This is a genomic window from Microcystis aeruginosa NIES-843, assembly GCF_000010625.1.
GTDB classification, from domain to species: Bacteria; Cyanobacteriota; Cyanobacteriia; order Cyanobacteriales; family Microcystaceae; genus Microcystis; species Microcystis aeruginosa.
Genome location: NC_010296.1, coordinates 2,589,103 through 2,610,651, shown reverse-complemented (window position 1 = coordinate 2,610,651; position 21,549 = coordinate 2,589,103). Strand labels below are relative to the sequence as shown.

Sequence of the window (21,549 nt, the reverse complement as noted above, 5' to 3'; positions counted from 1 at the left end):
CTTTTACGCATTTAAGTTACATTGACAGCATTACCCTTATTTTTAAGTTTTCTACTCCATTTAATAATCAATCCCCCTTCATTTAAAAGCTGATTGACTACTTTTTCCAGTTCTTCTTTATTTTCAAATTCTCGATTAGCTATGTACTCTTTAGCGGAATGCCACACTAATTCTATTAGGTTGTAATCTGGACTATAAGCTGGTAAAAACTCTAGCCTAATATTGGGCAACTCTTTTTCCACCTGCTCAATAACATCTTTCTTTTTGTGATAACTAGCATTGTCTAATATGATGATAATTTTCGGTCCTTTTTCTCGAAAATCTTCGGGCAGATTTCCCAAGTTTATCCATTCTTGACGAATCTCTTCATGAAGTTTCTTTAATTGTTCATGGAAAGTTTCTGAATTTCCTTTTTTGATCATAAAACAGACTCGTTTTTTGTCATTATATCTTAAGGCTCCCATCACATTCACCCTTCCTCTTTTTCTTTGTCCATTCACTTTTTTTCGCTTTCCTTTTTTTGTCCAAGCTCTCCTTCTTATTACTCTCAAACTAAATCCACACTCATGAGGGGCTGTGTGGCGAACCTGCGTCGCCACCTTGAAAGCCCCGTCCCAAAACCATACCTGGATTGACTCTGGCTTTTCTTTAGCCAACCTTAAATATTCATCTAATTTTTCTTTAAATGCTTTTCTTAATTTCTTGTCTTGCTTATCTTCTAGACTATATTTCGCCCAGATATACACATACTTTTTTCTTCTCAATATTCTTCTCACTTGCGAGCCACTCAGTTTAATTCTTGTTTCCTTTTCTAGATGCTCTGCTAATCTTGCCGCTGTCCATCTCCCGAATTCATATCCAAATTCCTTCGGGTCTTCATCAACTATTTTTAATAGTAAATTAATATATTCCTCTGTGGCTTTTTTATGATTTCCATTTTTTCTCCCATCTTCTAGACTTTCTAAATTGTTAGGATCACCGTGAACACACCAAGGGGCGACCGTTTTGAGTGAACAGCCAATAAAGTCAGCTATTTCTCGTTGAGTTTTTCCGTCGTTTAGCAAGAGAAACATTAAAATTCTTTCCCTAACCTCTGCTCTTTCTTCTTCTTTAAGAGCTTTTTGTAAGTTTTTCTTTTCTTCTAAGTCTAGGAAATCTTTTGCTGGCATAAGTAGGATTTTTCTAAAATTACTATTTCTATTTTAGGTGGTTTAAGTGCGTTTTAGCTTATCTGGAATTTATTTGGTCAGATAGGAGAGAAACAGGAAAGAATTGAAATATTGGATTGGTATCATTTAATCGAAAACCTCTATAAAGTTGGCGGGTCATTCCAGCGGATTGATGAGGTAAAATGTTTTCTATGGAAGGGGGAAGTGGATGCTGCTATCTCCTGTTTTGAGGGATGGTCAGAGCCGCAAGTGGAGAATTTTATTATTTATTTGAACAAGCATAAACATCGAATTGTCAATTATGGTTATTTGCAGGCAGAGGGCATTTCGATTGGCTCTGGCTCTGTTGAATCAAAAATTAAACAAATTGCTCATCGTCTTAAAATTACTGGTGCAAGTTGGGAATCTGGTAATGTACCGCAAGTCCTTCGTCATCGCTGTGCTTATCTAAATGGTTGCCTTTTTTAACTTTTTTATTGATCTCATTAAGCATTTCTACTTATTGCAAAGGTGAGATGCTCCCATTTGACAGGGTTACTGTAAAGGCTTCATCAGGTTCATTGAGGTTATCATTGAGGATGGGAATGCTAATAGTAGCAGTGGCAGTATTAGGTGCAATGGTGATAGTTCCAGTTTTGCTAGTGTAATCTACATTAGCGGTAGCATCAATGGCTGTAGTGGTATAGTTGACAGTAATTTGTTGTGTACTTGGATTATTTACAGTGACGGTGAGGATTGCATTACTATTTTGACCTTCCACCACGGTGATGTCGTTGATGGAGAGTTGCGAGGTGACAGTGCTATCGTCATCATTAATCGTACCTTGTCCTTGATTATCGGTTATCGTAACATTACGACCATTGGCTTGTAAGTTACTCAGATTGACGAAGAAAGTCTCGTTATTTTCAACTTTAGTATCGCCATTGACAGCAACAGTAATCGTCTTAGAAGTCTCCCCAACATTGAAGGTTAAGGGAGTAGTAGCAATCGCTGTATAATCATTATCTGCTGTCGTAGCGGTTCCATTGGCTGTGGCGTAATTGAGGGTGACAGATGTATCAACTGGATTGGAAAGGGTGACGGTAAAGACTGCATTGGTAGTCCCGCTATTTCCTTCGCTAACAGTTACGTCATTGATTGAAATAGAGGCACTGTCATCATTATTAATTGTTCCCGTCACTGGGGTGGTCGTACCTATTGTATAACCTGTCCCCGCAGCGAGGGTTAAAATAACAGTTTCATCACTTTCTACTGTTGTGTCAGCAGTGGGGTCAACGATTACCGTCGCAGTCGCTGAATTAGCCGCAAAGATGACGCTGGTGGGAATAGAAGCGTAATCGGTTCCATTGGTTGCTGTCCCACTAACTGTATAGTTAACAGTTAAAGCATCAGTGGTTACTCCGGTACGGGTGAAGGTATAGACTAAGTTAGTTGTCCCATCTTCGGTAACACTTGCGGGAGAAACCGCAAGAGTAATACTGGGAAGAGTAGGACTAGAAACATAGCTAAAATAACTAGCAGTTAGACTTAATGCTGTTTGATTACTGATATAAGCAATCAGTTCATCTGCTTCGCTTCCTGGTTTGTTGATGTAGAGATTAGTAGTGGAACCAGAAACTGTTAAGAGATAGTCACTACTTGAACCGCGTAGTTGAATTGTATCATCAATCGTGCTAAAGCCGGCAATTTCCGCGTAGTCGCTAGTACCTTCAGTAGCTGTCAAACCGTCATCATAGAAGGTCTTTGTCGTATCTGCAAGAATAAAGCGATCGCTTCCTGAACCTCCTACTAAATAATCAGATTCTCCTGTACCGCCATCTGTTCCTTGTAGGGTGTCATTCCCATTACCACCATAAAGATCATCATAACCATCTCCACCATTCAGGACATCATTCCCATTCTCTCCATAAATGTAGTCACTACCAGCATTACCTGAAATGGTATCGTTACCCTCTCTACCATAGAGTTGCTCAACAGCTGTACCGCCAAAAATGACATCATTATAATCAGTTCCCTTAAACCCATCAAAACTCTCAATCGAAGTAAAGGTATCAGTTTCCGTACCGACAGTAATCGTTCCACTCCCAGCGGTGTCGTAGGTCATGGTTAAACCACTACTACCATAGCTGTAGTCAGCATGATAGCTATCACTACCAGCACCACCATTTATCGTGTCATTATTGCCTTCATCGCCGGTAAAGTAATCATCTCCTGAATCACCATTGAGGAGATCATTCCCATTACCACCATAAAGCTGATCATTACCTACACCCCCATTGAGGACATCATTCCCATCTTCTCCATAAATTCTGTCAAAACCAGCATTACCTGAAATAGTATCGTTACCACCTCCACCTTTGAGTCCACCCTCATAATATTCATTTTCTGTCCCGCCAAAAATGACATCATTATACTCAGTTCCCTTAAACCCTTCAAAACTCTCAATCGAAGTAAAGGTATCAGTTTCTGTACCGACAGTAATCGTCCCACTCCCGGTAGCGGTATTGTAGGTCATGGTTAAACCGCTACTAGCATAGCTGTAGTCAGCCTCATAGCGATCAATCCCACTACCACCATTTATCGTGTCATTACCGTCCTCATTGGTAAAGTAATCATCTCCTGCATCACCATTGAGGCTATCATTCCCACTACCACCATAAAGTTGATCATTATCAGCACCACCATTGAGGACATCATTCCCATCCTCTCCATAAATTTCGTCAAAACCAGCATTACCTGAAATAGTATCGTTACCACTTCCACCTGAGAGAGCGCCATAATAATAATAAAATTCACTTTCTGTCCCGCCAAAAATGACATCATTATACTCAGTTCCCTTAAACCCGTTAAAACTCTCAATCGAAGTAAAGGTATCAGTTTCTGTACCGACAGTAATCGTCCCACTCCCGGTAGTGGTATTGTAGGTCATGGTTAAACCGCTACTAGCACTACTGTAGTCAACCTCATAGCGATCAGTCCCACTACCACCATTTATCGTGTCATTACCTGCATCGTTGGTAAAGTAATCACTTCCATCCCCACCGTTAAGAGAGTCATTACCATTACCCCCATAAATATTATCGCTTCCCCCCAGACCACTTAAAGTATCATTGCCATCTAACCCAAAAATATTATCACTTGCAGAAGTTCCCGTAATATTATCATTACCATTAGTCCCCGTAAAATCTGCCTGTTCTACTTGAATAATTTCCCCATTTACTATAATTGTTGTCTGGTCATTCTCTGCTCGTAAAGCGTCTAAGGTTGCCACATCCAGACTGTTACCTTGCACCAACTCTGAAAAAATTGCCCCCTCATCTCCCGCACTATCCACCGGATTAATTTGAGCATCCACATAATGCCCAATCTCTTCTAAAATTACATTAATTATCGCTGCTGACGAGGCCGTATTTAAAAAAGATGCTGATAGATAAATCTTATTCGTACTGCTGGAATATGCACCATTCGCCGTCCCCAAAACTTCATCACTGAGTACCTCAATCGGGGGAATTTGACTAAAATTTCGGCTGTGCCACTGCTGTTGTAATTCCGTCGCCTTAACCACATCATAACTTGTGCCAAAAGCGATGGCCAAATTTGCCCAAAAGCCATCAGATTGAGCGAAATTGAACAAAACATCGTCAACAACAGGAAGAATCGACAACAGGGTAGAAGTCATGACAGTAACAGCAAAAGTTTATTGCTAATAATTTTAGCCCAACAAGCGCCAATTTTTCAAGGGGGATATAACAAAAATTTACAGAAAACGGGTTCCTTTGAGAAACCCGTTTTCTAGATATTAGGATAAGATTATTGGATTCTTGCCAAAGACTGCTTAAATTCTGCGAGAGAATTAGCGGTAGCTGCTAATTTTAGTAGCTCTTCTAAGATAGTAGGGTTAGTCATTTTGCCGATTATCTCTTCAATTTCTGAAGAAATCTGTCCAAACCGCACAGTTAAAACTGTTTTTATGTCATCGCGGCTTTTTTCTAACGCGCCAATTTCCTTACCAATTTCCTTACCAATTTCCTTACCGATTTCCCTACCGCGTTCTATTCCTCGTAACTCCCCAATTTCCTCACCAATTTTCCTTCCCCGTAACTCCATATTACTCATTAAAGGCATGGTTCTTTCCTCCTCAAATTGTTTGATTTTACTTTCTAAACTTGACTGTAATTTAGTTGATAGAGTCATCATTGTGTCGATGATTTCAAATAATTTAATTATTTGTTCCCTCTCGAACTCCTTTTCATATAATCCTCTGATTAACCTCCACTTCCACTGTTCCCGTTCTGGCAGCTTCCCAGTAGTCGCTTTTGTTTTCAGGTGTGCCATGACTATTATAGCAAAGGGATTGCTACTTGTTTCTAGTTCTGACCAGTTTTCCTCATAGTCCAGTAATTTAACCGTTGGGAATTTGAGGCTGACTTCACAACCAGCGATAGTATAATTATAGGAATCTGGTCGCCAATTTACTCGTTCATCCCCTAATATAGCGAGACTGATAACCGGTTTCTGATACAAATCAAAGGCCCGATAGTTATAAATATACATCCTCTGAGAGAAATTTTCTTCGTATTGACTTTGAATTTCAATATGAATCAAAATCCAGATTTCTTCACCCCTGAGTAACCAAACTTTATAGAGTTTGTCAGCAAAACGTTTTTTTGTCCTTGCTGAAGCGGTAATCCGTTTGAGTTCTTTTTCTAGGGATTCGGGAATTTTTGTCCAATCAATTAGTTGGTGAACTTCGGGAAAAAAGAAGTATAAAAATGCTTCAAAATACTCGGTTAATGCTTCTTTCCAGGGTTCATCATAATTGGCGGTTGTTTGTTTCATTATGACAATTTTAGTGGGTTGTTGTCAGAAGGCGATCGCTAACATAAGAACTAAGCAGTTAAAGTATTTAACCAATTGATTAAATCTTCAACCGTAGAGAAGTCGAATAAAGCTTCTCCTAATGCTTCGACATCATCAATACTTAACTGCATAATTTTAGTTTCCAATGCAGGATTAATCTCCCCTAACTTGCGTTTAAGTTGACGAAGAATCAATGTCTTTTCACGTTCAATACCCCGTTCAATACCTTGTTCGATACCTTGTTCGATACCTTGTTCGATACCTTGACGCATCCAACTGGTGGTAATTTGCATAACTCCCTCCTGTACGGGTTGACTAAATGTGCTAATCTCTTCTTGAAATTGTATCTCTTCCACCGGATTTAGATTGAGATAAGTATCAATAAATCCAGAAATTAATTCCATTTTCGCAGGATTTAACCTTAAAGTAATTAACAAGCGCAGACATTCCGCTTTAACTTTGGCTCGCTCTTTCTCGGCAATGTTCATCTTAGCCATCAAAGCTGAAGCAACCGGATTTGGCTGATTGAGAAAATCTCGCCAATTTAATCGATTTAACTGCACTACCTGATAGTTAAATTCTAACACCTTAAAATCGGTAAAATCGACTACATACTGACTAATTGCTTCTTTTTTGGGCTGGGAGTAAGAAAAAATTACAATCGGATAAATCGGTAAGACAAATTTCTCATGAAAGCGAGCAAAATAAGTAAACATTCGCCGATTAAACCATTTTCGAGAACTTTCCTGCGCCTCGACATGAATCAGAAAGAAAGATTCTTTTCCGCGAAACTTAACTTGTGCTACTAAATCGCTTTCATACCTTTCTCCTTCCGTGACATCAGTAAATACTTCTTTGTCTAAAAAAGTAATCGAGTCCCTATCTAAATAATCCATTACTTGAGGAAAAAATAACTCAATAAATTCGACAAAAAAGGTGGAGATTAACTCCTTAAATAAGCGATCATGGTCAATATTATTAGTCATGTAATATCATCTTAACTAATCTGAGCGATGAATGACTACCAGAAAATAATAACTTTTTGATTCTAACAAGTTTAAGGTTACTTGACAAGACTTACAGTAAAAGTGGACATTAAATCAATAAAAGTGGACAAAAGTGGAGCGGGTTAGCTCACTCTTAGGGTGTGTTAGCGTTAGCGTAACGCACCGTATAAGTCTGTATAATAAGCTACAAATTTTTCCCAACAGGCGATCATCAGAAATCCAGAAAACGGGTTTCTTGAAGAAACCCGTTTTCTTGATATTGAGGGTAAGCTGGGGGACAAACCAGAATTATTCAGGTTTGATTAACTGATTTAAATAGTCCTGAAAATCTGAGATTGAGTCAAGAGTAATCGCTTGTCTTAAGAGATTTTTCAGAAGAGAAGTGTCTTGAATTTGGCTAATCTTATTAACCAGTTCAGAAGGCACATTCTCAAACCGAATCTCAAGGGCATCAATGACAGATTCTCTCATCCCTTTTTCCATTCCCATTCTTTCAACACTGGTAATATAAGGCATTCGTTTTTCCTCCTCGTACTGATTTAATTCCTGTTGAAACTCCTGTTCTAATTCAGTGGGTAAGCTCATCAGCCAATCGATAAACTTAAAGAGGTTGATAATATCCTCTCGTTGATAACCCTGTTCGTACAACCGTTTAGTTAATGCTAATTTCGCTTCTTTGCGCTTTTTTCGGTTTTGCCGAGTTTCTAAAGCTTGGAGATGCGCCATCACGACTGTAGCAAAAGGATTGCGGCTGGCTGCTAAAGCTGACCACTGCTGCTTAAATTCTAGCAACTTGACGACCGGAAAGCGAAAACTCACTTGACAATCAAATAACTCACGCTCAAATTGATTGGGTCGCCAAGAAGCATTATCATCACCTAAAACTGCCAAACTCGCTACTGAACGCCTGTAACGATCATAAATACGGTAGTAATAGACAAACATCCGTTCAGCAAAGTCAATTTCTCGCTGACCCTGGATTTCTATGTGGATTAAAACCCAGGTCTCTTCTCCCGCCATACGATAAATTTTCACCAACTTATCGACGAGACGTTTGCCTAACTCAGCATCCCGCACCACTTGTTGAAGTTCTTTGTCGAGAAATTCAAAGCCTTGATTCCAATCAATACCCGCGTGAGCTTGAGGAAAAAAGAAGGAAACAAAGTCTTCAAAGTAGATTTCTAAGACATCTTTCCAAGGAGTATCAAAATCAGTATTTGGGTTAGTCATTTCAGTTATCAGTTATCAGTTCTCTTGAACCACCGAAGCAATTTTTGTGATATACTGTACTTACGCAGAAAACGGGTTTCTTTAAGAAACCCGTTTTCTCCAAAAGGCGATCGCTAACGTCAAAGCTAGGCAGTTAAAGTATTTAACCAATTGATTAAATCTTCAACCGCAGAGAAGTCGAATAAAGCTTCTCCTAATGCTTCGACATCATCAATACTTAACTCCATAATTTGAGTTTCTAATAAAGGATTAATCTCCCCTAACTTTCGTTTAAGTTGACGAAGAATCAATGTCTTTTCCCGTTCGATACCGCGTTCAATACCGCGTTCAATACCGCGTTCAATACCTTGTTCGATACCTTGTTCGATACCTTGACGCATCCAACTGGTGGTAATTTGCATAACTCCCTCCTGTACGGGTTGACTAAATGTGCTAATCTCTTCTTGGAATTGTATCTCTTCGGCAGGATTTAGATTGAGATAAGTATCAATAAATCCAGAAATTAATTCCATTTTCGCCGCATCTAACCTTAAAGTGATTAACAAGCGCAGACATTCCGCCTTAACCTTAGCTCGCTCTTTGTCTGCAATAGGGTGATCCAGAAAACGGGTTTCTTCAAGAAACCCGTTTTCTATTCAATCTCCTGACTCCTGACTCCTAACTCCTAACTCCTAACTCCTAACTACTGATTACTGATAACTGATCACTGATAACTGAAAAGTTCCGCTAATCTTTAGATAAATTGCGAGAAACATACCAAGTAAAACCGCCGCCGATAACTGCCATAACTGCTAAAGCTAATAGTACCGGTCGGAGTCCGAATTGAGTTTCGGCGATACCCGCGACAGCTAAGGGTAAAGAGAGGGCAATATTAACGGCATTATTTTCTAAACCAAAGACTTTACCGCGCATTTCGGGGGGTGTATCTGCCTGTAGGGTAGTTTGCATGGGAACCCCGACTAAAGCGGCAAAAATCCCTAATAAAGCGGTCATAGCGAAGGCTAAAATTAAACTCTTTGTGGCTAGAGATAAACCGATTAAAGCTGCCGCCATACCCAGGGAACCCCAGAGACTTAATTGGGTGTGGGAGAATTTTTGGCCCCAATAACCCAAAGTAATCGCACTAACTGCCATTCCTGCACCACAGGAGGCTAATAAAAAGCCGAATTGAGAAGCTTTTAACCCGGGTAGTTTTTCCGCCATACTGACGGCTAATACTGATAGAGCAGCAAAAATACAGAATAAGATGACTAATTGAATTAGAGCGTTACGAACTTTATGATTTTTGTTGAGGTAACGAATGCCGTCGCGGATATCTTCCCAAACATGGGGCTGTTCTGCGGTAGGAATAACATATTTTTCGCTAGTTCGCAGGATAATTAGAATTAAACCGGCAATTATATAAAAAGCACCGACAATCATCACTTTGCCAATATCAAATTGTCCGGCTCTCGTGCCGAAAATGCTATCAGCAAAAGCTAATACCGGTTCACCGATGGCAAAACCGATAATTAATACTGCCATGGTGGTTAAAGTGTTGAGGGAATTAGCGGGTAGAAGATGACGACGTTTTACCACTAATGGCAGGGTAGATTGTTCGGCGGGGGCAAAAAATTGGGTTAGGGTGGAGACAAGAAAAGTAATGACTAACAACAGGAAAAAACCGAAGGGTAAATTAAATTCTCCCTGTAACCGGTAATGCCAATTTCTTAAACCGTCAGGCAACCAACCGAGGGGAACCGCTAAAGTTTGCTCGCGCACTAACCATAATAATAGGGGTATGACGAGGACAAAAGCCCCGCGTAAAAGGTTAGAAATAACTAAAACTTGTTTTTTTAACCATCTATCAACATATACACCCGCCACCGAACCCACTAACACCGCCGGAATTGTATTAGCAATCATTATCGCCGATACCCAGCCGCTAATCGATTGATCGGCTTCTTGGTAATGGGTGGCAATTAGGGAGATCATCAGGACTAAATAGAATTTATCCGCTAATTGGGAAAAAATTCCCCCCGCCCAGAGAGTGAGAAAGCGCGGGTTTTTTAGCACTGGGGCAAAACCCTGACTAGGATTGGATTTGGGCGCACGTTTAGGCAAGCGGTTCATGGTTTCTGCGTCGGATTGCCTCGGTGAGGAATCGGAAGAATTAAAAATAGGAGTGGAGGAGTCGCTAGAATTAGCGTCGCTAGTTTCTGAGTCAAACAGTTGCATTATGATAACTTTTACTATCTGTTTAAAATTCTAAGGGAGATAAACCCTCAACTAATGCCGAGGAGCGAAAAGTTTTTCCCAGATGATATTGAGTATAGCGGCGCAGCAGGCGATCGAGGTTAATCCAAGCTAGTTCTGAGGTAAGGTTTTCTTCTGGGGGAAAATCGGTTTTTCCTAGGCATTGCAGTAATTGCAGTTCTTGCCGCGTCAGTTTACTATCGATTTTGGGCGGGTTGATTGTTTCTGTGAGGGCAGCCAGATCTATTATGCCCCCTGCCTCGAAACTAAATCCTAGGCAATTGTCCCCAATTAAAGCTTTTCCCGTCAACAGGCAGTTATGGACTTGCGGCACTAAGCCGGCAATTATTAAGAAATGAAAAATTGCTTGACAAAGGTAGGGAAGTATGTATTGATTCTCGTCGAGGACTTCAATTCTGGCCAGATGGCCGCAGATTAATTCGTATAATTCCCTCTGGGGTTGTTCGCTCAGTGCGATCGCCAAAACCAGTTCGCAGAGGTATTGGCTAACGGTGAGTTTGGCGAGATTTTGACTTAATTTGGGATAAGATTCGATAGTTTCGGCTTGCACGACCTTATCTAGGGATTTTCCTGCGACTATTAACAGATTATTGACCACAAATAGTTCACTTCTACCCCGGAGGGAAGATTTATACTTGCGCGCACCTGGAGCGATGGCTCTAATTAAACCATACTCGGCGGTCAAAATAGTTAAGAGGCGATCGGCTTCTCCGAAGGTCATTCCTTGTAGATTGATTCCAGTAGCTTGATAGGTACGAGACATCATTTAATAATTAGGGTTTGCCGAACAAGTTTGTTGGTGGGGACAGGGTGCGGGGTGTGGGGTGTAGGGTGTAGGGTTTTACCGATTTTGAGGGGGTCAATTACCTAATTTTCAGGGAAAAAGTCCCTGAATTTTCCCCCCGATCACTCCCATATCTGGTACTTTTTGATTGATAAAAGGTTTAAAAGTCTTACCCAACAAAGTTTTTAGATTTTTTCAGCAAACCCTAGCTAATTGTCTTCCCAAAAAGACTTGAGCTAATCACCAAGCAAAAGTGAATCAGTCAGGACTATGGGGGAGATGCTATGGAGGTTAGCGGACTCGAACCGCTGACATCCTGCTTGCAAAGCAGGCGCTCTACCAACTGAGCTAAACCCCCGATCTGGTTTTTGAGACACTCTCGTTATTATAACCTATAGTGAAAAATATTACAAGTAAATTTTCCCCTTGCCTGCCATGTCTTATCTAGTCGCCACTTTTTACCAGTTTGTGGCTTTGTCAGATTATCGTCAAAAACAGCCAGAAATACAAAAATACTGCCAAGAAAGAGGAATTAAAGGAACTATTCTTCTGGCAGCCGAGGGGATTAACGCAACGATCGCTGGGAACAGTCTAGCGATCGCCGAGGTGATTAGTTGGTTAAAAACCGATACTCGTTTAGCTAATCTAGAGGTGAAAGAGTCTGTTTGTGATTATTTGCCCTTTCAACGCTTAAAAATTCGCTTAAAAAAGGAAATTGTGACTTTTGGTCAACCCAAGGCTAATCCTCTCGAAAAAACAGGAATTCATCTCAAAACTGAAGAGTGGAACCAATTGCTGAAAGAGCCGGACGTGGTAGTTATCGATACTCGTAATAATTATGAAGTGGCGCTCGGTACTTTTGCGGGATCGCTTAACCCAGAAATCCAGCATTTTCGCCAATTTCCTGAGTATATTTACGACAATTTTGATCGTATTAACAATAAGAAAATAGCTCTTTTTTGTACGGGGGGAATTCGCTGTGAAAAGGCGGCAGCTTTTTTATTAAATCAAGGCTTTTCTCAAGTTTATCAGCTAGAGGGAGGTATTTTGAAATACTTGGAAGAAGTTAGTCCCGATCAGAGTCTTTGGCAAGGAGAATGTTTTGTTTTCGATCAAAGAGTGGCACTAACAGCTAATTTAGAGGTAGGACATTATGAAATGTGTCCCGCTTGCGGTCATCCCATCGATGAAAAAGATAAACAATCCCCCAATTACCAAGCGGGAATATCTTGTCCCTATTGTAGTTGATTTTATCCTATCGTCCTGCTCCCATCTCCCTACTTTTCTAGGTTCTGGTTACTTTTTTTTGCGGATTTGTGTACCAGAAATCATGTCATGAAGGGCGCGTTTTTTCTTTGTCCAGGCTGCCAGTAAAAAGCCCAAATATAAGGGAGCAGTGGAGATAAATTTTAGTAAGTAGCGGCGATTGGCTCTTGCAAAAGATATGCGTCGGCCTTGGCTATCGGTGACGGATAAATCAAAAAACATTTTACCAATAGTGGCTTTAAAAAGATATTCTAAGAAAACATAATATAACCATTTAATCACTATTCCTAAACCGAGAGCAGTCAGGATGGCAATATGTTCGTGAGTAAAGTTAATTTTGGCTTGAATATTATAGATAATTGCTGCTACAAATAAAGCAACCCCGATAATTGTTGTTCCAGCTGCACTTAATCCTGCTGCATAGTAAACCCAGATTTCTTTGGCTATATCAAAATCAAGGTTTAAATCTTGAAAAGTTGACCATTGTTGTAAGCGAAAACAGATATAACCACCTAATAAAGCGGCGATAATAAGAACGATAAAAGAATCAATTAAAGAGGCTTTTAACCGGAGCCAAAACCCAGCATAACTGGGAGAAATTGCAGCGATTAAAGAAATAATTGCAGGATTGGGAATAGCAATAATTTTAGGTTTTTCAGGAGAAGAATTTTTAGTTTTTTTAGGTTGATGGGGATTGGCTTTAATATCGGTAATAATTTTTAGCAAAGTTTTGGTGTCTTTAGGTCGATCAATAGGTTTTTCTGCCATTAAATTATCGATAAAATCTGCTAATCGAGAAGGGATTTTTGGGGCATATTTACGCCAGTTAAATTCATTAGTATTAATATTATAAATTTTCGGGTCACTGGGTTCTTTACCAGTTAACAAAAAGACGAAAGTTTTGCCCAAAGCATAAAAGTCTGATTGGGGGACAGAGTGACCAAGAGATTGTTCAGTAGGAGCATATCCGGGAGTATAAATTCCTGTATTTTTGCCTCCTGCTAGGACGGTTTTAGTGACTTGTCGCGCCGCTCCAAAATCAATTAAAACTAATTGACCATCGGGTTTTAAGATAATATTAGAGGGTTTGATGTCGCGATGATAGAATTTATGTTTGTGAACCTCGTGGAGAATATTAGCTAACTGAGTTAACCAATCCAAAGCGAGATTATAATCAATCGGTTTAAATCCTCTTTGTTTTTGATATTCTTCTAAGTCAATACCAGCAATTTTCTCCATAACTAAACAGTGTAAAGCAGTTTGACTCTCCCGGGGATGATAAATAAAATAGTTTTCTCCTTTGGGAATACCGGGGTGATTTAATTGTTTTAAAAGATTGGCTTCCTGTTGAAATAAATCAATAGCTTTGCTGGAATCGTAGGTAAGAACTTTTAATACCTTGGGTATTTTATGTTCATCTATCACTTCATAGGTATTACCAAATCCACCCTTGGCACTCAATAAATTTGTGACTCGATATTTACCATTTAAAAGCAAGTCGGAACCACAGGATTGACAGTAACGACTCTCCTTGATACTTTTCGGTTTAGGACAATGAGGATTAATGCAAAAACTCATGGATTTTATTGGTAGAGTACAAAATAAACTTGATGATTAAAATATCCACTGATATATTTAAGGTTTATTGCCAAGAAAAAAGCCGCGCAATCCCAAAGTAACCACGGCACTTAAAAAAGCTACAACCATGGGGATAATCAGGGATTTAAACCCTTTCAAGTCCGCAATATCTTTAACTAGGATTGCATAACTATCTTCGACTTTTTCCAGTCGTTTATCCATCGCTTCGACTTTCTGATCAAGAGTTTTAATATCTCCTTTGATTTCTGTGACTTCCACCTTTAAATCATTAACATCTTTTTGGAGACTGTCAAATTTTTGATTAACATCTTTTTGGAGACTGTCAAATTTGTGCTCCATATCTCTTTGGAGATTGTCGATTTTCTGATTAACATCTCTTTGGAGGGTGTCGATTTTACTCTCGATCCTTGTCAGGACAGATTCGAGAGAATAGGTAACGGTTTCGCTAGTTTGTGTCATCATTAAAAACCTCTTGAAAATAACTACTTTCTTGAAATAAAAAATCAAGGTTTATTGCCAAGAAAAAAGCCGCGCAATCCCAAAGTGACCACGGCACTTAAAAAAGCTACAACCATGGGGATAATCAGAGATTTAAACCCTTTCAAGTCCGCAATATCTTTAACTAGGATTGCATAACTATCTTCGACTTTTTCCAGTCGTTTATCCATTGTTTCGACTTTCTGATCAAGAGTTTTAATATCTCCTTTGATTTCTGTGACTTCCACCTTTAAATCATTAACATCTTTTTGGAGACTGTCAAATTTTTGATTAACATCTTTTTGGAGACTGTCAAATTTTTGATTAACATCTTTTTGGAGACTGTCGATTTTCTGATCCACATCTCTTTGGAGACTGTCAAATTTTTGATCCATATCTCTTTGGAGATTGTCAAATTTTTGATCCATATCTCTTTGGAGAGAGTCAATTTTCTGATTAACATCTCTTTGGAGATTGTCGATTTTACTCTCGATCCTTGTCAGGACAGATTCGAGAGAATAGGTAACGGTTTCGCTAGTTTGTGTCATAATTAAAACCCTCTGGTCGATATAGCCAAATATAATTAGGTTATGCTGAAACAGTTTTTCGTGGGGGTGGGGTGTCGGGTGTGGGGTTTTAGCCATTTTCAGGTGGTCAATTACCCAATGTTCAGGGAAAAAGTCCCGGAATTTTCCCCCCTGATCACTCCAATGACTGGCACTTTTTGATGGCAAAAAAGCCTAAAGATATTATCCAACAAAGTTTTTAGATTTATTCAGCCAGCCCTAATTATTCCCCTATTGCCTATTGCTAGGAGCCAAGGACGATTTTGCTACCGGAAAATTTTCAATTGTGGCCAGAGATCGATCGTGGTAATTTAAGAAAGCGATCGGGGAACTCTAACAGGGAAGATCCCGACCCTAGCCAGGGAGTGTCTGTTTAACCGTCTGTCCTATGTACAAGTCTATTACTGTTTTAACGCTGCTGACGGGAATTATCGCCGTTGATGTGGTTTTTGCTCAATCCACTGTTAATCTTCCCATCACAGTTAAACGGGGAGAATCCTACGAAGGATTATTGACTAGAGCATCGCAATTAGCAGAGAAAACTATCATCAGTCGTTTTAATCAACAACAGGGTCTTAATAAAATTGATTTATTGATAACGGCCGAAAAATCAGGGGCGATCGCACCTCTCCTCTCGGTGAAGGTATCCCGTCAAGATTGGTTTGGCCATCCCAATATTCAACGCTGGGCTAATGTTTTTCCCTTTGGCAAAGCTCTCCTCGGTTTTAGCTCTCCCGCACCCGTAGTCACCCCGAAAAGTCCCCCCGCTGCCGTTAATCCCACGCCATCTCCAGCACCATCTCCCAGTGCTACCACTCCTCCTCCTCCCCCTGCTTTACCCTTCGAGGATGAGCCGAATAATGCTCCCCCAATCCCCATTCCTAACCAAAGATTAACCACTCCAGCTAATCGTTAATTGATAGGAAAAGGAGGGGCTTTCGGCAGATATATTGACTTTTAAGTGGCAAAACGGGGCTGAAACCAGTCTAGGGGAAAAATATCATCTTCTTGGGCGGTTTCTGTCCAACCGGTGACGCTCTCAAAACAAGTCCCCGTCAAGTTAGCACCCCTCAAGTCCGCTCCCTGTAGATTTACCTCTTGTAAACGCGCTCCCGCTAGATTAGCACCCGCTAAATTAGCCCCGCGTAAATCACTACCCGTCAGACGTGCCTCGCTAAAATTAGCCCTTTCTAAATTGGCCCCTTGAAAGTCCACCTCTTTAAGAAAAGAGCCGCTAAAATTGGCTTCCCTTGCGGAAATCTGACGACATTTAGCGCCACTTAACCGCGCTTCCTGCAAATTAGCCCAATTGAGATTGACTTTATCTAGGGTTGCCTCCAAGAGATTAACTAAGTATAAATTCGCCCCGCATAAATTCGCCCCGCATAAATTCGCCCCCCGGAGATTAGCATGGGAAAGATCCGCCCCACTTAATCGCGAGTTACGCAGGTTTGCCTGTACCATAAAGGCCCCGGTGAGATTAGCTTTGGTTAAGTCCGCTTCCACTAATTGCGCTTGACTTAATTTGGCATAGGTTAAATTCGCCCAATTCAAACTCGCTCCCCGCAGATTTGATTTAGTCAGAAAAGAGCGACTCAAATTAGTTCCGCGCAAATTTGCCGCCGCAAAATTGACAGCGATCAGAGTCACTTGTTGTAGGTCTAGACTCATCAAGTCAATGGCTAAAAAATCCCGCTCTCCTTGTTCGTAGAGTCTTAGTAACTGATTAACTTTCATCTCCCTTCTTCTACTTTAAGATGGTGGTTAAGAAGTAATCAACAAAAGCACCTAAAAACTTTGTCCGATAACTCACTCCGCTTTTAGATGAGAAATTTACGAGGGTCTCCTTTGAGTTTATGTAAAGTTTTTTATCGATTTTTTAAGGGAAGATAACCCGAACAGCAAGTTAATTTTCATCATAGTTAAGTAGCTTGGCTAAAACAGTTTGACTGGTTTTTCCAATTCTACCCCAGTCCATCGGGTAATTAGTATCTGAAACTACTCTTGTTAAAAAACTTATCTATTGTTCAAACTCGATTATTCAGCTTTTTAGTCGTCAGCCGTCAGCCTTGAGTCAGTATTCAGGAGTCAGGAGACTCCGAGACAGGAGACAGGAGATTATTTCTATTTATTCTTCCGACACCCCACACCCTACACCCTACACCCCACACCCCACACCCCACACCCCACACCCCACACCCCCACTTCCTCCATCTCCCAACCCCTGCTAATCCCCTAATTCCCTACTCTAAAGCGTAGATACGACCATCCATGAGCAGACGGGTGATCCCTTTAGCTTCCAGTTGAGCGTGAGCTTTTTCGATCAGGCGACCGTCGGGAACTTTAATCACTTTTTCCTTGCGCTTGGAGAAACGGCGAGCGATGCGATGACTTTCAAAGATGGGGAGAGTGCGCTGCTGGATTTCCTGAGGGGGAACCTTACCCAATTCGGCAAAATCCTTGAGGGGACGGGTGATTAATTCGGCAGCGCGATCGATCACCAAGTAACAGGTTTTGGGAAAAGCCGCCGCCGATAGGGGTAATATCTGTAATTGGGCTGTTTTAACGATAGTGGGGCCTAAATAGCTCCCCGCTAGTTCCTCCTCCTCCTCATCTTCATCTTCATCTTCATCTTCATCTTCATCCCAATCCTCGTCAAGCTCATCTTCCTCCTCCTCTTCCTCGATAGCTTCGACGAAAAACTCGGTTAAATTAGATTTTTCTGGGGGTTTATCGCCATTAATTTCTGTTTCTTCCGAATTATCTGCTTCTGGCGGGTAAGAGGTATCCATTAACAGGGTTAATTGTTCCACAGAAGCGATCGGTTGCTGAAAAGCCTGCTCATCCTTAGCTGCGATGTGGGCTGCCCGCAAACTAATCACCTCGATCGCTTTTTCCGATAAATCCGCTGCGGCTCCCTCTTCCTCAAGGCCACGAGGATTGCGGGCCAAGCGTTTTTTCTGGATTAATTGCTCGTATTCCTCGCTAGAAAAAGAATTTTTGAGAAAACGACTGACCGTAGAACTACTCACGCCATAACGCTCGGCTAAGGTGGAAGTGGTGGCCTCCGTTTCCCGATAAAGCTTAAGAATTTCTTTTTTCGTGGCATCAGTCAGTTTTCTTGCACTCATATTACTTATATAGTTATTTTTTAAGCGATAGGATCTTGCCGATGGCTAGTCAGGGGAAACTGTTGTCCTTGAGCGGATGTACTCTTAATCATAAAACGCTCTAGCCAATTAAAACTAAGCAATTCGTTTTCTAGTCCCTGTTCTAGTCTATCCTTGACTTCTGTTTCTCACCACTACTCAAGATTAAAAAATTGACGATGATATCAAGTGCTGCTAGTCAAAAAGCCTTATTAGTTCTGGCCGATGGTACGGTTTACGAGGGTTATTCCTTCGGGGCCAAGGGAACCACCGTCGGCGAAGTTGTCTTTAACACGGGGATGACTGGTTATCAGGAAGTCCTCACCGATCCCAGTTATGCCGGTCAAATCGTCACTTTTACCTATCCGGAATTGGGAAATACGGGGGTTAACCCCGAGGATGAGGAGTCAATTCGTCCCCAGGTGAAAGGAGCGATCGCCAAAAATATCTGCCACCGGCCCAGTAATTGGCGTTCTACCCAATCCCTACCGGATTATCTGGCCGATCATCATGTTATTGGCATCTATGGCATCGATACCCGGTCTCTGACCCGCAAAATTCGCTCGGTTGGGGCGATGAATGGGGCAATTTCTACGGAAATACTCGATTATCACGATTTACTGCGGCTGGTGCAGGCGGCCCCCAGTATGGCGGGGTTAAATCTCGTTAAAGAAGTTACCACCAAGGAAGTGTACGAATGGACGACTCCCACCCCCTCCCCCTGGGAATTTGCACCAATTGATAGTGATCAAGAACCGTTAACGGTGGTGGCGATCGATTTTGGCATCAAACGCAATATTCTCCGGCGTTTAGCCAGCTACGGTTGTCGGGTGATCGTGGTTCCCGCTGACACTCCCCCGGAAAAAATCGCCGCCTATAATCCCGATGGTATTTTCTTTTCTAACGGACCGGGAGATCCGGCGGCTGTCACCGAAGGTATTGCCCTAGCCAAGCAACTTTTACAAGGGGAAAAACCCACTTTTGGCATCTGTATGGGTCATCAAATTTTGGGGCTATCCCTAGGAGCAGAAACCTTTAAACTGAAATTTGGTCATCGCGGGTTAAATCAACCCTGTGGACTGCGGCAACAGGTGGAAATTACCAGTCAGAATCACGGTTTTGCGGTGCAGGAGGCATCTTTAAATCCGCAAGTGGAGATTACCCATCTCAACCTCAATGATCGCACCGTAGCGGGTTTAAAACACAAGTCTCTGCCCTTTTTCTCGGTACAATACCACCCCGAAGCCAGTCCCGGCCCCCACGATGCCGATTATCTGTTTGCCAAATTTGTCGATTTAATGCGGCAAGCAAAAAAGGATCGGTCGTAAATTTTTAGGATATACTAGGGTTTTGATTTTTACGGCTCTAGAGCTAGGAGGGGATTATTCCGGAAGCAATTAACTTGACCGTCAGCTTGCGAGGCACGCGTGAGGTCAGAGATAAGTACCAAATTTTCCGTTTGACGGGTCTTTTAGATGCCTTTTCCGAACCGACTTTTTGTAAGGTGATCGAAGGCTATGTGGAGCAAGGTCCCAAGGATGTGATTATTAGCCTCGCTCAGATTGATTTTATCGATAGCTCCGGTTTAGGGGCTTTAGTAAAATTGGTGAAAAAGGCCAAAACCGAAGGGGGCAGTTTACAAATTGTTACCAATCCCCGGGTAACTCAAACTGTAAAACTGGTGCGATTGGAGAAGTTTTTTTCCCTGCAACCCACCCTAGAAGCGGCGATCGAATATCTGGAAAAAGCGTAAATCGTGGAATCTCCTCTCGAAAAACTTCGCTTACAGGTCAGTGGCCAGGGTTCACCAATCCTAGAGGGTCTTGACCGATTATCGCCCGCTTCTCTGGCCTATCTAGGGGATGCTGTTTATGAATTATACATCCGCACCTATTATTTACTGCCGCCCCAGCGTCTGGGAGACTATCACGCTCAGGTGGTGGGCAAAGTCAGGGCCGAACAACAGGCTTTAGATTTAGCACAACTGCAGCCCTATCTGACGGACAAAGAAAAAGAAATTCTGCGCCGGGGACGCAATGCGGTCACGGGAAAACGCCGTCGTCTGACAGCCCAAGTCTATCAGCAGGCCAGCAGTTTAGAAACCCTGTTCGGCTATCTTTATCTGCAAGACCCCTCAAGATTACATCAACTATTAGAAAAACTAGAATTATAGCCCTCAGGGACGATTCCCGACTTTACTCTTAATCCATCCAATCATGAGCGATCGACCATTTCGTGGCAAGTCCGATAATAGTAATTTTCGCCGGCCCTCGCGGCCGAAAACCGGGCCAATTCTGGCTAAATCCCCGGCAGTAACTCCAGAAAACCAAGAAGCTGATGATCTGCTCTACGGTCGCCGGGTGGTTTTAACGGCCATGGAGGAGGAGCGCCAACTTAATCGGATTTGGGTAGTCAATCGACTCCGTTACGATCCCCGTTATCATACCCTCTTAGAAAAAGCCAAAGCCAACGGCACGGTAATTGATGAGGTGGACGATTTGCGTCTCGATCAGATTACCAGTAAGGCCAATCATCAGGGGATTGCCGCCCAGATGTCTCCCTATGAGTATATAGAATTAGCCGATCTGATCGAGAAAGCTAAGGGCAAAAGTCGCCACCCCGTCATCGTCATCGCTGAAGGTATTACGGATCCCCATAACCTTGGGGCAATTATTCGCACCGCCGAAGCCATGGGTTGTCAGGGGGTAGTTATTCCCCAACGTCGCGCCGCTGGGGTGACATCGACGGTGATGAAAGTGGCGGCGGGGGCCTTGGAATATTTACCTGTGGCCAGGGTGGTTAATCTCAATCGTGCTTTAGAAGAATTAAAAGCGGCGGGTTTTTGGCTCTACGGCGCGGCGGCAAAAAGTGGTAAATCCTTACACACAATTAATTTAACGGGTGCGATAGGATTGGTGCTAGGTTCGGAGGGAGAGGGTTTGAGTCTGTTGACCCAAAAGTCCTGCGATGAGTTGGTATCTATCCCCTTGGCAGGCAAAACCCCCAGTCTCAATGCTTCGGTGGCGGCGGCTATGGCTCTTTATGAAGTTTACCGTCAACGCTGGCAAAATTCCCCCGACTGAAAATCTGTATTTTTCGACACTCCCAATAGCCAAAAGGAGAAAGTATAAATAAAATAGGAAGGAAGTTTGCGAAATGTAAACGAACGTAACAAAACCACCAGAG

General features: G+C 41.8%; 20 protein-coding genes, 1 tRNA gene and 1 pseudogene. 8 read left to right on the top strand and 14 right to left on the bottom strand.

What is annotated here, in order from left to right; translation table 11 throughout:
* Positions 1–11 precede the first annotated feature (11 nt).
* A complete protein-coding gene (locus MAE_RS12495; protein WP_012264998.1) occupies positions 12–1,169 on the bottom strand; it encodes an IS630-like element ISMae23 family transposase in 1,158 nt (385 codons plus the stop codon).
* Positions 1,170–1,229: 60 nt separating this feature from the next.
* Here MAE_RS12495 and MAE_RS12490 point away from each other — a divergent pair.
* Positions 1,230–1,637 (top strand): annotated as a pseudogene (locus MAE_RS12490) (ISKra4 family transposase); the annotation flags it as partial.
* A gap of 31 nt (positions 1,638–1,668) precedes the next feature.
* Here MAE_RS12490 and MAE_RS35725 read toward each other — a convergent pair.
* From MAE_RS35725 to MAE_RS12450, 8 genes are all read right to left on the bottom strand, one after another.
* Positions 1,669–4,848 (bottom strand): Calx-beta domain-containing protein, encoded by a 3,180-nt coding sequence (locus MAE_RS35725; RefSeq protein ID WP_012265887.1) that lies wholly within the window; start codon positions 4,846–4,848, stop codon positions 1,669–1,671.
* A 131-nt stretch (positions 4,849–4,979) separates the two neighbouring features.
* Positions 4,980–6,008 carry a hypothetical protein gene (locus MAE_RS12480; protein ID WP_012265886.1) on the bottom strand — a complete coding sequence of 343 codons (1,029 nt, stop codon included), beginning with the start codon at positions 6,006–6,008 and terminating at the stop codon, positions 4,980–4,982.
* Between the two features lie 50 nt (positions 6,009–6,058).
* Complete coding sequence (locus MAE_RS12475; RefSeq protein ID WP_012265885.1) at positions 6,059–7,015, bottom strand: DUF4351 domain-containing protein; 957 nt, start codon at positions 7,013–7,015, stop codon at positions 6,059–6,061.
* A 309-nt stretch (positions 7,016–7,324) separates the two neighbouring features.
* Positions 7,325–8,266 carry a hypothetical protein gene (locus MAE_RS12470; RefSeq protein ID WP_012265884.1) on the bottom strand — a complete coding sequence of 314 codons (942 nt, stop codon included), beginning with the start codon at positions 8,264–8,266 and terminating at the stop codon, positions 7,325–7,327.
* A 125-nt stretch (positions 8,267–8,391) separates the two neighbouring features.
* Complete coding sequence (locus MAE_RS12465; RefSeq protein ID WP_231859777.1) at positions 8,392–8,811, bottom strand: DUF4351 domain-containing protein; 420 nt, start codon at positions 8,809–8,811, stop codon at positions 8,392–8,394.
* 181 nt (positions 8,812–8,992) lie between these two features.
* A complete protein-coding gene (locus tag MAE_RS12460; RefSeq protein WP_041804088.1) occupies positions 8,993–10,483 on the bottom strand; it encodes an MFS transporter in 1,491 nt (496 codons plus the stop codon).
* 22 nt (positions 10,484–10,505) lie between these two features.
* A complete protein-coding gene (gene recO / locus MAE_RS12455) occupies positions 10,506–11,288 on the bottom strand; it encodes a DNA repair protein RecO (RefSeq protein ID WP_012265881.1) in 783 nt (260 codons plus the stop codon).
* Between the two features lie 303 nt (positions 11,289–11,591).
* Positions 11,592–11,664, bottom strand: a tRNA-Ala gene (locus tag MAE_RS12450).
* 77 nt (positions 11,665–11,741) lie between these two features.
* Between MAE_RS12450 and MAE_RS12445 the strand changes: the two genes are divergently transcribed.
* Complete coding sequence (locus tag MAE_RS12445; RefSeq protein WP_012265880.1) at positions 11,742–12,554, top strand: rhodanese-related sulfurtransferase; 813 nt, start codon at positions 11,742–11,744, stop codon at positions 12,552–12,554.
* A 48-nt stretch (positions 12,555–12,602) separates the two neighbouring features.
* On the opposite strand, the gene MAE_RS12440 is transcribed toward MAE_RS12445, so the two are convergent.
* Genes MAE_RS12440 through MAE_RS12430 form a run of 3 tightly spaced genes read right to left on the bottom strand, consistent with a single transcriptional unit; the run spans position 12,603 to position 15,196 of the window.
* Positions 12,603–14,150, bottom strand: a complete 1,548-nt coding sequence (locus MAE_RS12440) for a protein kinase domain-containing protein (protein WP_012265879.1) — start codon at positions 14,148–14,150, stop codon at positions 12,603–12,605.
* 57 nt (positions 14,151–14,207) lie between these two features.
* Positions 14,208–14,630 carry a shikimate 5-dehydrogenase gene (locus MAE_RS12435; RefSeq protein WP_041804087.1) on the bottom strand — a complete coding sequence of 141 codons (423 nt, stop codon included), beginning with the start codon at positions 14,628–14,630 and terminating at the stop codon, positions 14,208–14,210.
* Between the two features lie 44 nt (positions 14,631–14,674).
* Complete coding sequence (locus tag MAE_RS12430; RefSeq protein ID WP_041804724.1) at positions 14,675–15,196, bottom strand: lipolpp family protein; 522 nt, start codon at positions 15,194–15,196, stop codon at positions 14,675–14,677.
* Positions 15,197–15,238: 42 nt separating this feature from the next.
* On the opposite strand from MAE_RS12430, the gene MAE_RS33365 reads away from it, so the two are divergent.
* Together MAE_RS33365 and MAE_RS12425 are read left to right on the top strand one after the other, a co-directional pair.
* Positions 15,239–15,376: a hypothetical protein gene (locus tag MAE_RS33365; RefSeq protein ID WP_158303521.1), complete on the top strand. Its 138-nt coding sequence runs from the start codon at positions 15,239–15,241 to the stop codon at positions 15,374–15,376.
* Positions 15,377–15,602: 226 nt separating this feature from the next.
* Positions 15,603–16,130, top strand: a complete 528-nt coding sequence (locus MAE_RS12425) for a hypothetical protein (RefSeq protein ID WP_002798966.1) — start codon at positions 15,603–15,605, stop codon at positions 16,128–16,130.
* 41 nt (positions 16,131–16,171) lie between these two features.
* On the opposite strand, the gene MAE_RS12420 is transcribed toward MAE_RS12425, so the two are convergent.
* Positions 16,172–16,951: a pentapeptide repeat-containing protein gene (locus tag MAE_RS12420; RefSeq protein WP_012265876.1), complete on the bottom strand. Its 780-nt coding sequence runs from the start codon at positions 16,949–16,951 to the stop codon at positions 16,172–16,174.
* 506 nt (positions 16,952–17,457) lie between these two features.
* Positions 17,458–18,345, bottom strand: a complete 888-nt coding sequence (locus tag MAE_RS12415) for a helix-turn-helix domain-containing protein (protein ID WP_012265874.1) — start codon at positions 18,343–18,345, stop codon at positions 17,458–17,460.
* 197 nt (positions 18,346–18,542) lie between these two features.
* On the opposite strand from MAE_RS12415, the gene carA reads away from it, so the two are divergent.
* The 4 genes from carA to rlmB all read left to right on the top strand — a co-directional run bounded on the left by carA (position 18,543) and on the right by rlmB (position 21,446).
* Positions 18,543–19,691, top strand: a complete 1,149-nt coding sequence (gene carA / locus MAE_RS12410) for a glutamine-hydrolyzing carbamoyl-phosphate synthase small subunit (protein WP_012265873.1) — start codon at positions 18,543–18,545, stop codon at positions 19,689–19,691.
* Positions 19,692–19,765: 74 nt separating this feature from the next.
* On the top strand, positions 19,766–20,116 hold the full coding sequence (locus MAE_RS12405; RefSeq protein WP_002768853.1) for an STAS domain-containing protein: 351 nt from the start codon (positions 19,766–19,768) through the stop codon (positions 20,114–20,116).
* A 3-nt stretch (positions 20,117–20,119) separates the two neighbouring features.
* On the top strand, positions 20,120–20,536 hold the full coding sequence (locus MAE_RS12400; RefSeq protein WP_002798953.1) for a Mini-ribonuclease 3: 417 nt from the start codon (positions 20,120–20,122) through the stop codon (positions 20,534–20,536).
* A gap of 43 nt (positions 20,537–20,579) precedes the next feature.
* On the top strand, positions 20,580–21,446 hold the full coding sequence (gene rlmB / locus MAE_RS12395; protein ID WP_012265871.1) for a 23S rRNA (guanosine(2251)-2'-O)-methyltransferase RlmB: 867 nt from the start codon (positions 20,580–20,582) through the stop codon (positions 21,444–21,446).
* Positions 21,447–21,549: the final 103 nt, after the last annotated feature.

What these genes read in the sequence shown, in the direction of transcription:
- MAE_RS12420 (WP_012265876.1), bottom strand. Translation starts at nt 16,951, where the DNA reads ATGAAAGTTAATCAGTTACTAAGACTCTACGAACAAGGAGAGCGGGAT.
- MAE_RS12475 (WP_012265885.1), bottom strand. Translation starts at nt 7,015, where the DNA reads ATGACTAATAATATTGACCATGATCGCTTATTTAAGGAGTTAATCTCC.
- MAE_RS35725 (WP_012265887.1), bottom strand. Translation starts at nt 4,848, where the DNA reads ATGACTTCTACCCTGTTGTCGATTCTTCCTGTTGTTGACGATGTTTTG.
- MAE_RS12460 (WP_041804088.1), bottom strand. Translation starts at nt 10,483, where the DNA reads ATGCAACTGTTTGACTCAGAAACTAGCGACGCTAATTCTAGCGACTCC.
- rlmB (WP_012265871.1), top strand. Translation starts at nt 20,580, where the DNA reads ATGAGCGATCGACCATTTCGTGGCAAGTCCGATAATAGTAATTTTCGC.
- MAE_RS12435 (WP_041804087.1), bottom strand. Translation starts at nt 14,630, where the DNA reads ATGACACAAACTAGCGAAACCGTTACCTATTCTCTCGAATCTGTCCTG.
- MAE_RS12430 (WP_041804724.1), bottom strand. Translation starts at nt 15,196, where the DNA reads ATGACACAAACTAGCGAAACCGTTACCTATTCTCTCGAATCTGTCCTG.
- MAE_RS12425 (WP_002798966.1), top strand. Translation starts at nt 15,603, where the DNA reads ATGTACAAGTCTATTACTGTTTTAACGCTGCTGACGGGAATTATCGCC.
- MAE_RS12445 (WP_012265880.1), top strand. Translation starts at nt 11,742, where the DNA reads ATGTCTTATCTAGTCGCCACTTTTTACCAGTTTGTGGCTTTGTCAGAT.
- carA (WP_012265873.1), top strand. Translation starts at nt 18,543, where the DNA reads ATGATATCAAGTGCTGCTAGTCAAAAAGCCTTATTAGTTCTGGCCGAT.
- recO (WP_012265881.1), bottom strand. Translation starts at nt 11,288, where the DNA reads ATGATGTCTCGTACCTATCAAGCTACTGGAATCAATCTACAAGGAATG.
- MAE_RS12480 (WP_012265886.1), bottom strand. Translation starts at nt 6,008, where the DNA reads ATGAAACAAACAACCGCCAATTATGATGAACCCTGGAAAGAAGCATTA.
- MAE_RS33365 (WP_158303521.1), top strand. Translation starts at nt 15,239, where the DNA reads ATGCTGAAACAGTTTTTCGTGGGGGTGGGGTGTCGGGTGTGGGGTTTT.
- MAE_RS12440 (WP_012265879.1), bottom strand. Translation starts at nt 14,150, where the DNA reads ATGAGTTTTTGCATTAATCCTCATTGTCCTAAACCGAAAAGTATCAAG.
- MAE_RS12415 (WP_012265874.1), bottom strand. Translation starts at nt 18,345, where the DNA reads ATGAGTGCAAGAAAACTGACTGATGCCACGAAAAAAGAAATTCTTAAG.
- MAE_RS12470 (WP_012265884.1), bottom strand. Translation starts at nt 8,266, where the DNA reads ATGACTAACCCAAATACTGATTTTGATACTCCTTGGAAAGATGTCTTA.
- MAE_RS12495 (WP_012264998.1), bottom strand. Translation starts at nt 1,169, where the DNA reads ATGCCAGCAAAAGATTTCCTAGACTTAGAAGAAAAGAAAAACTTACAA.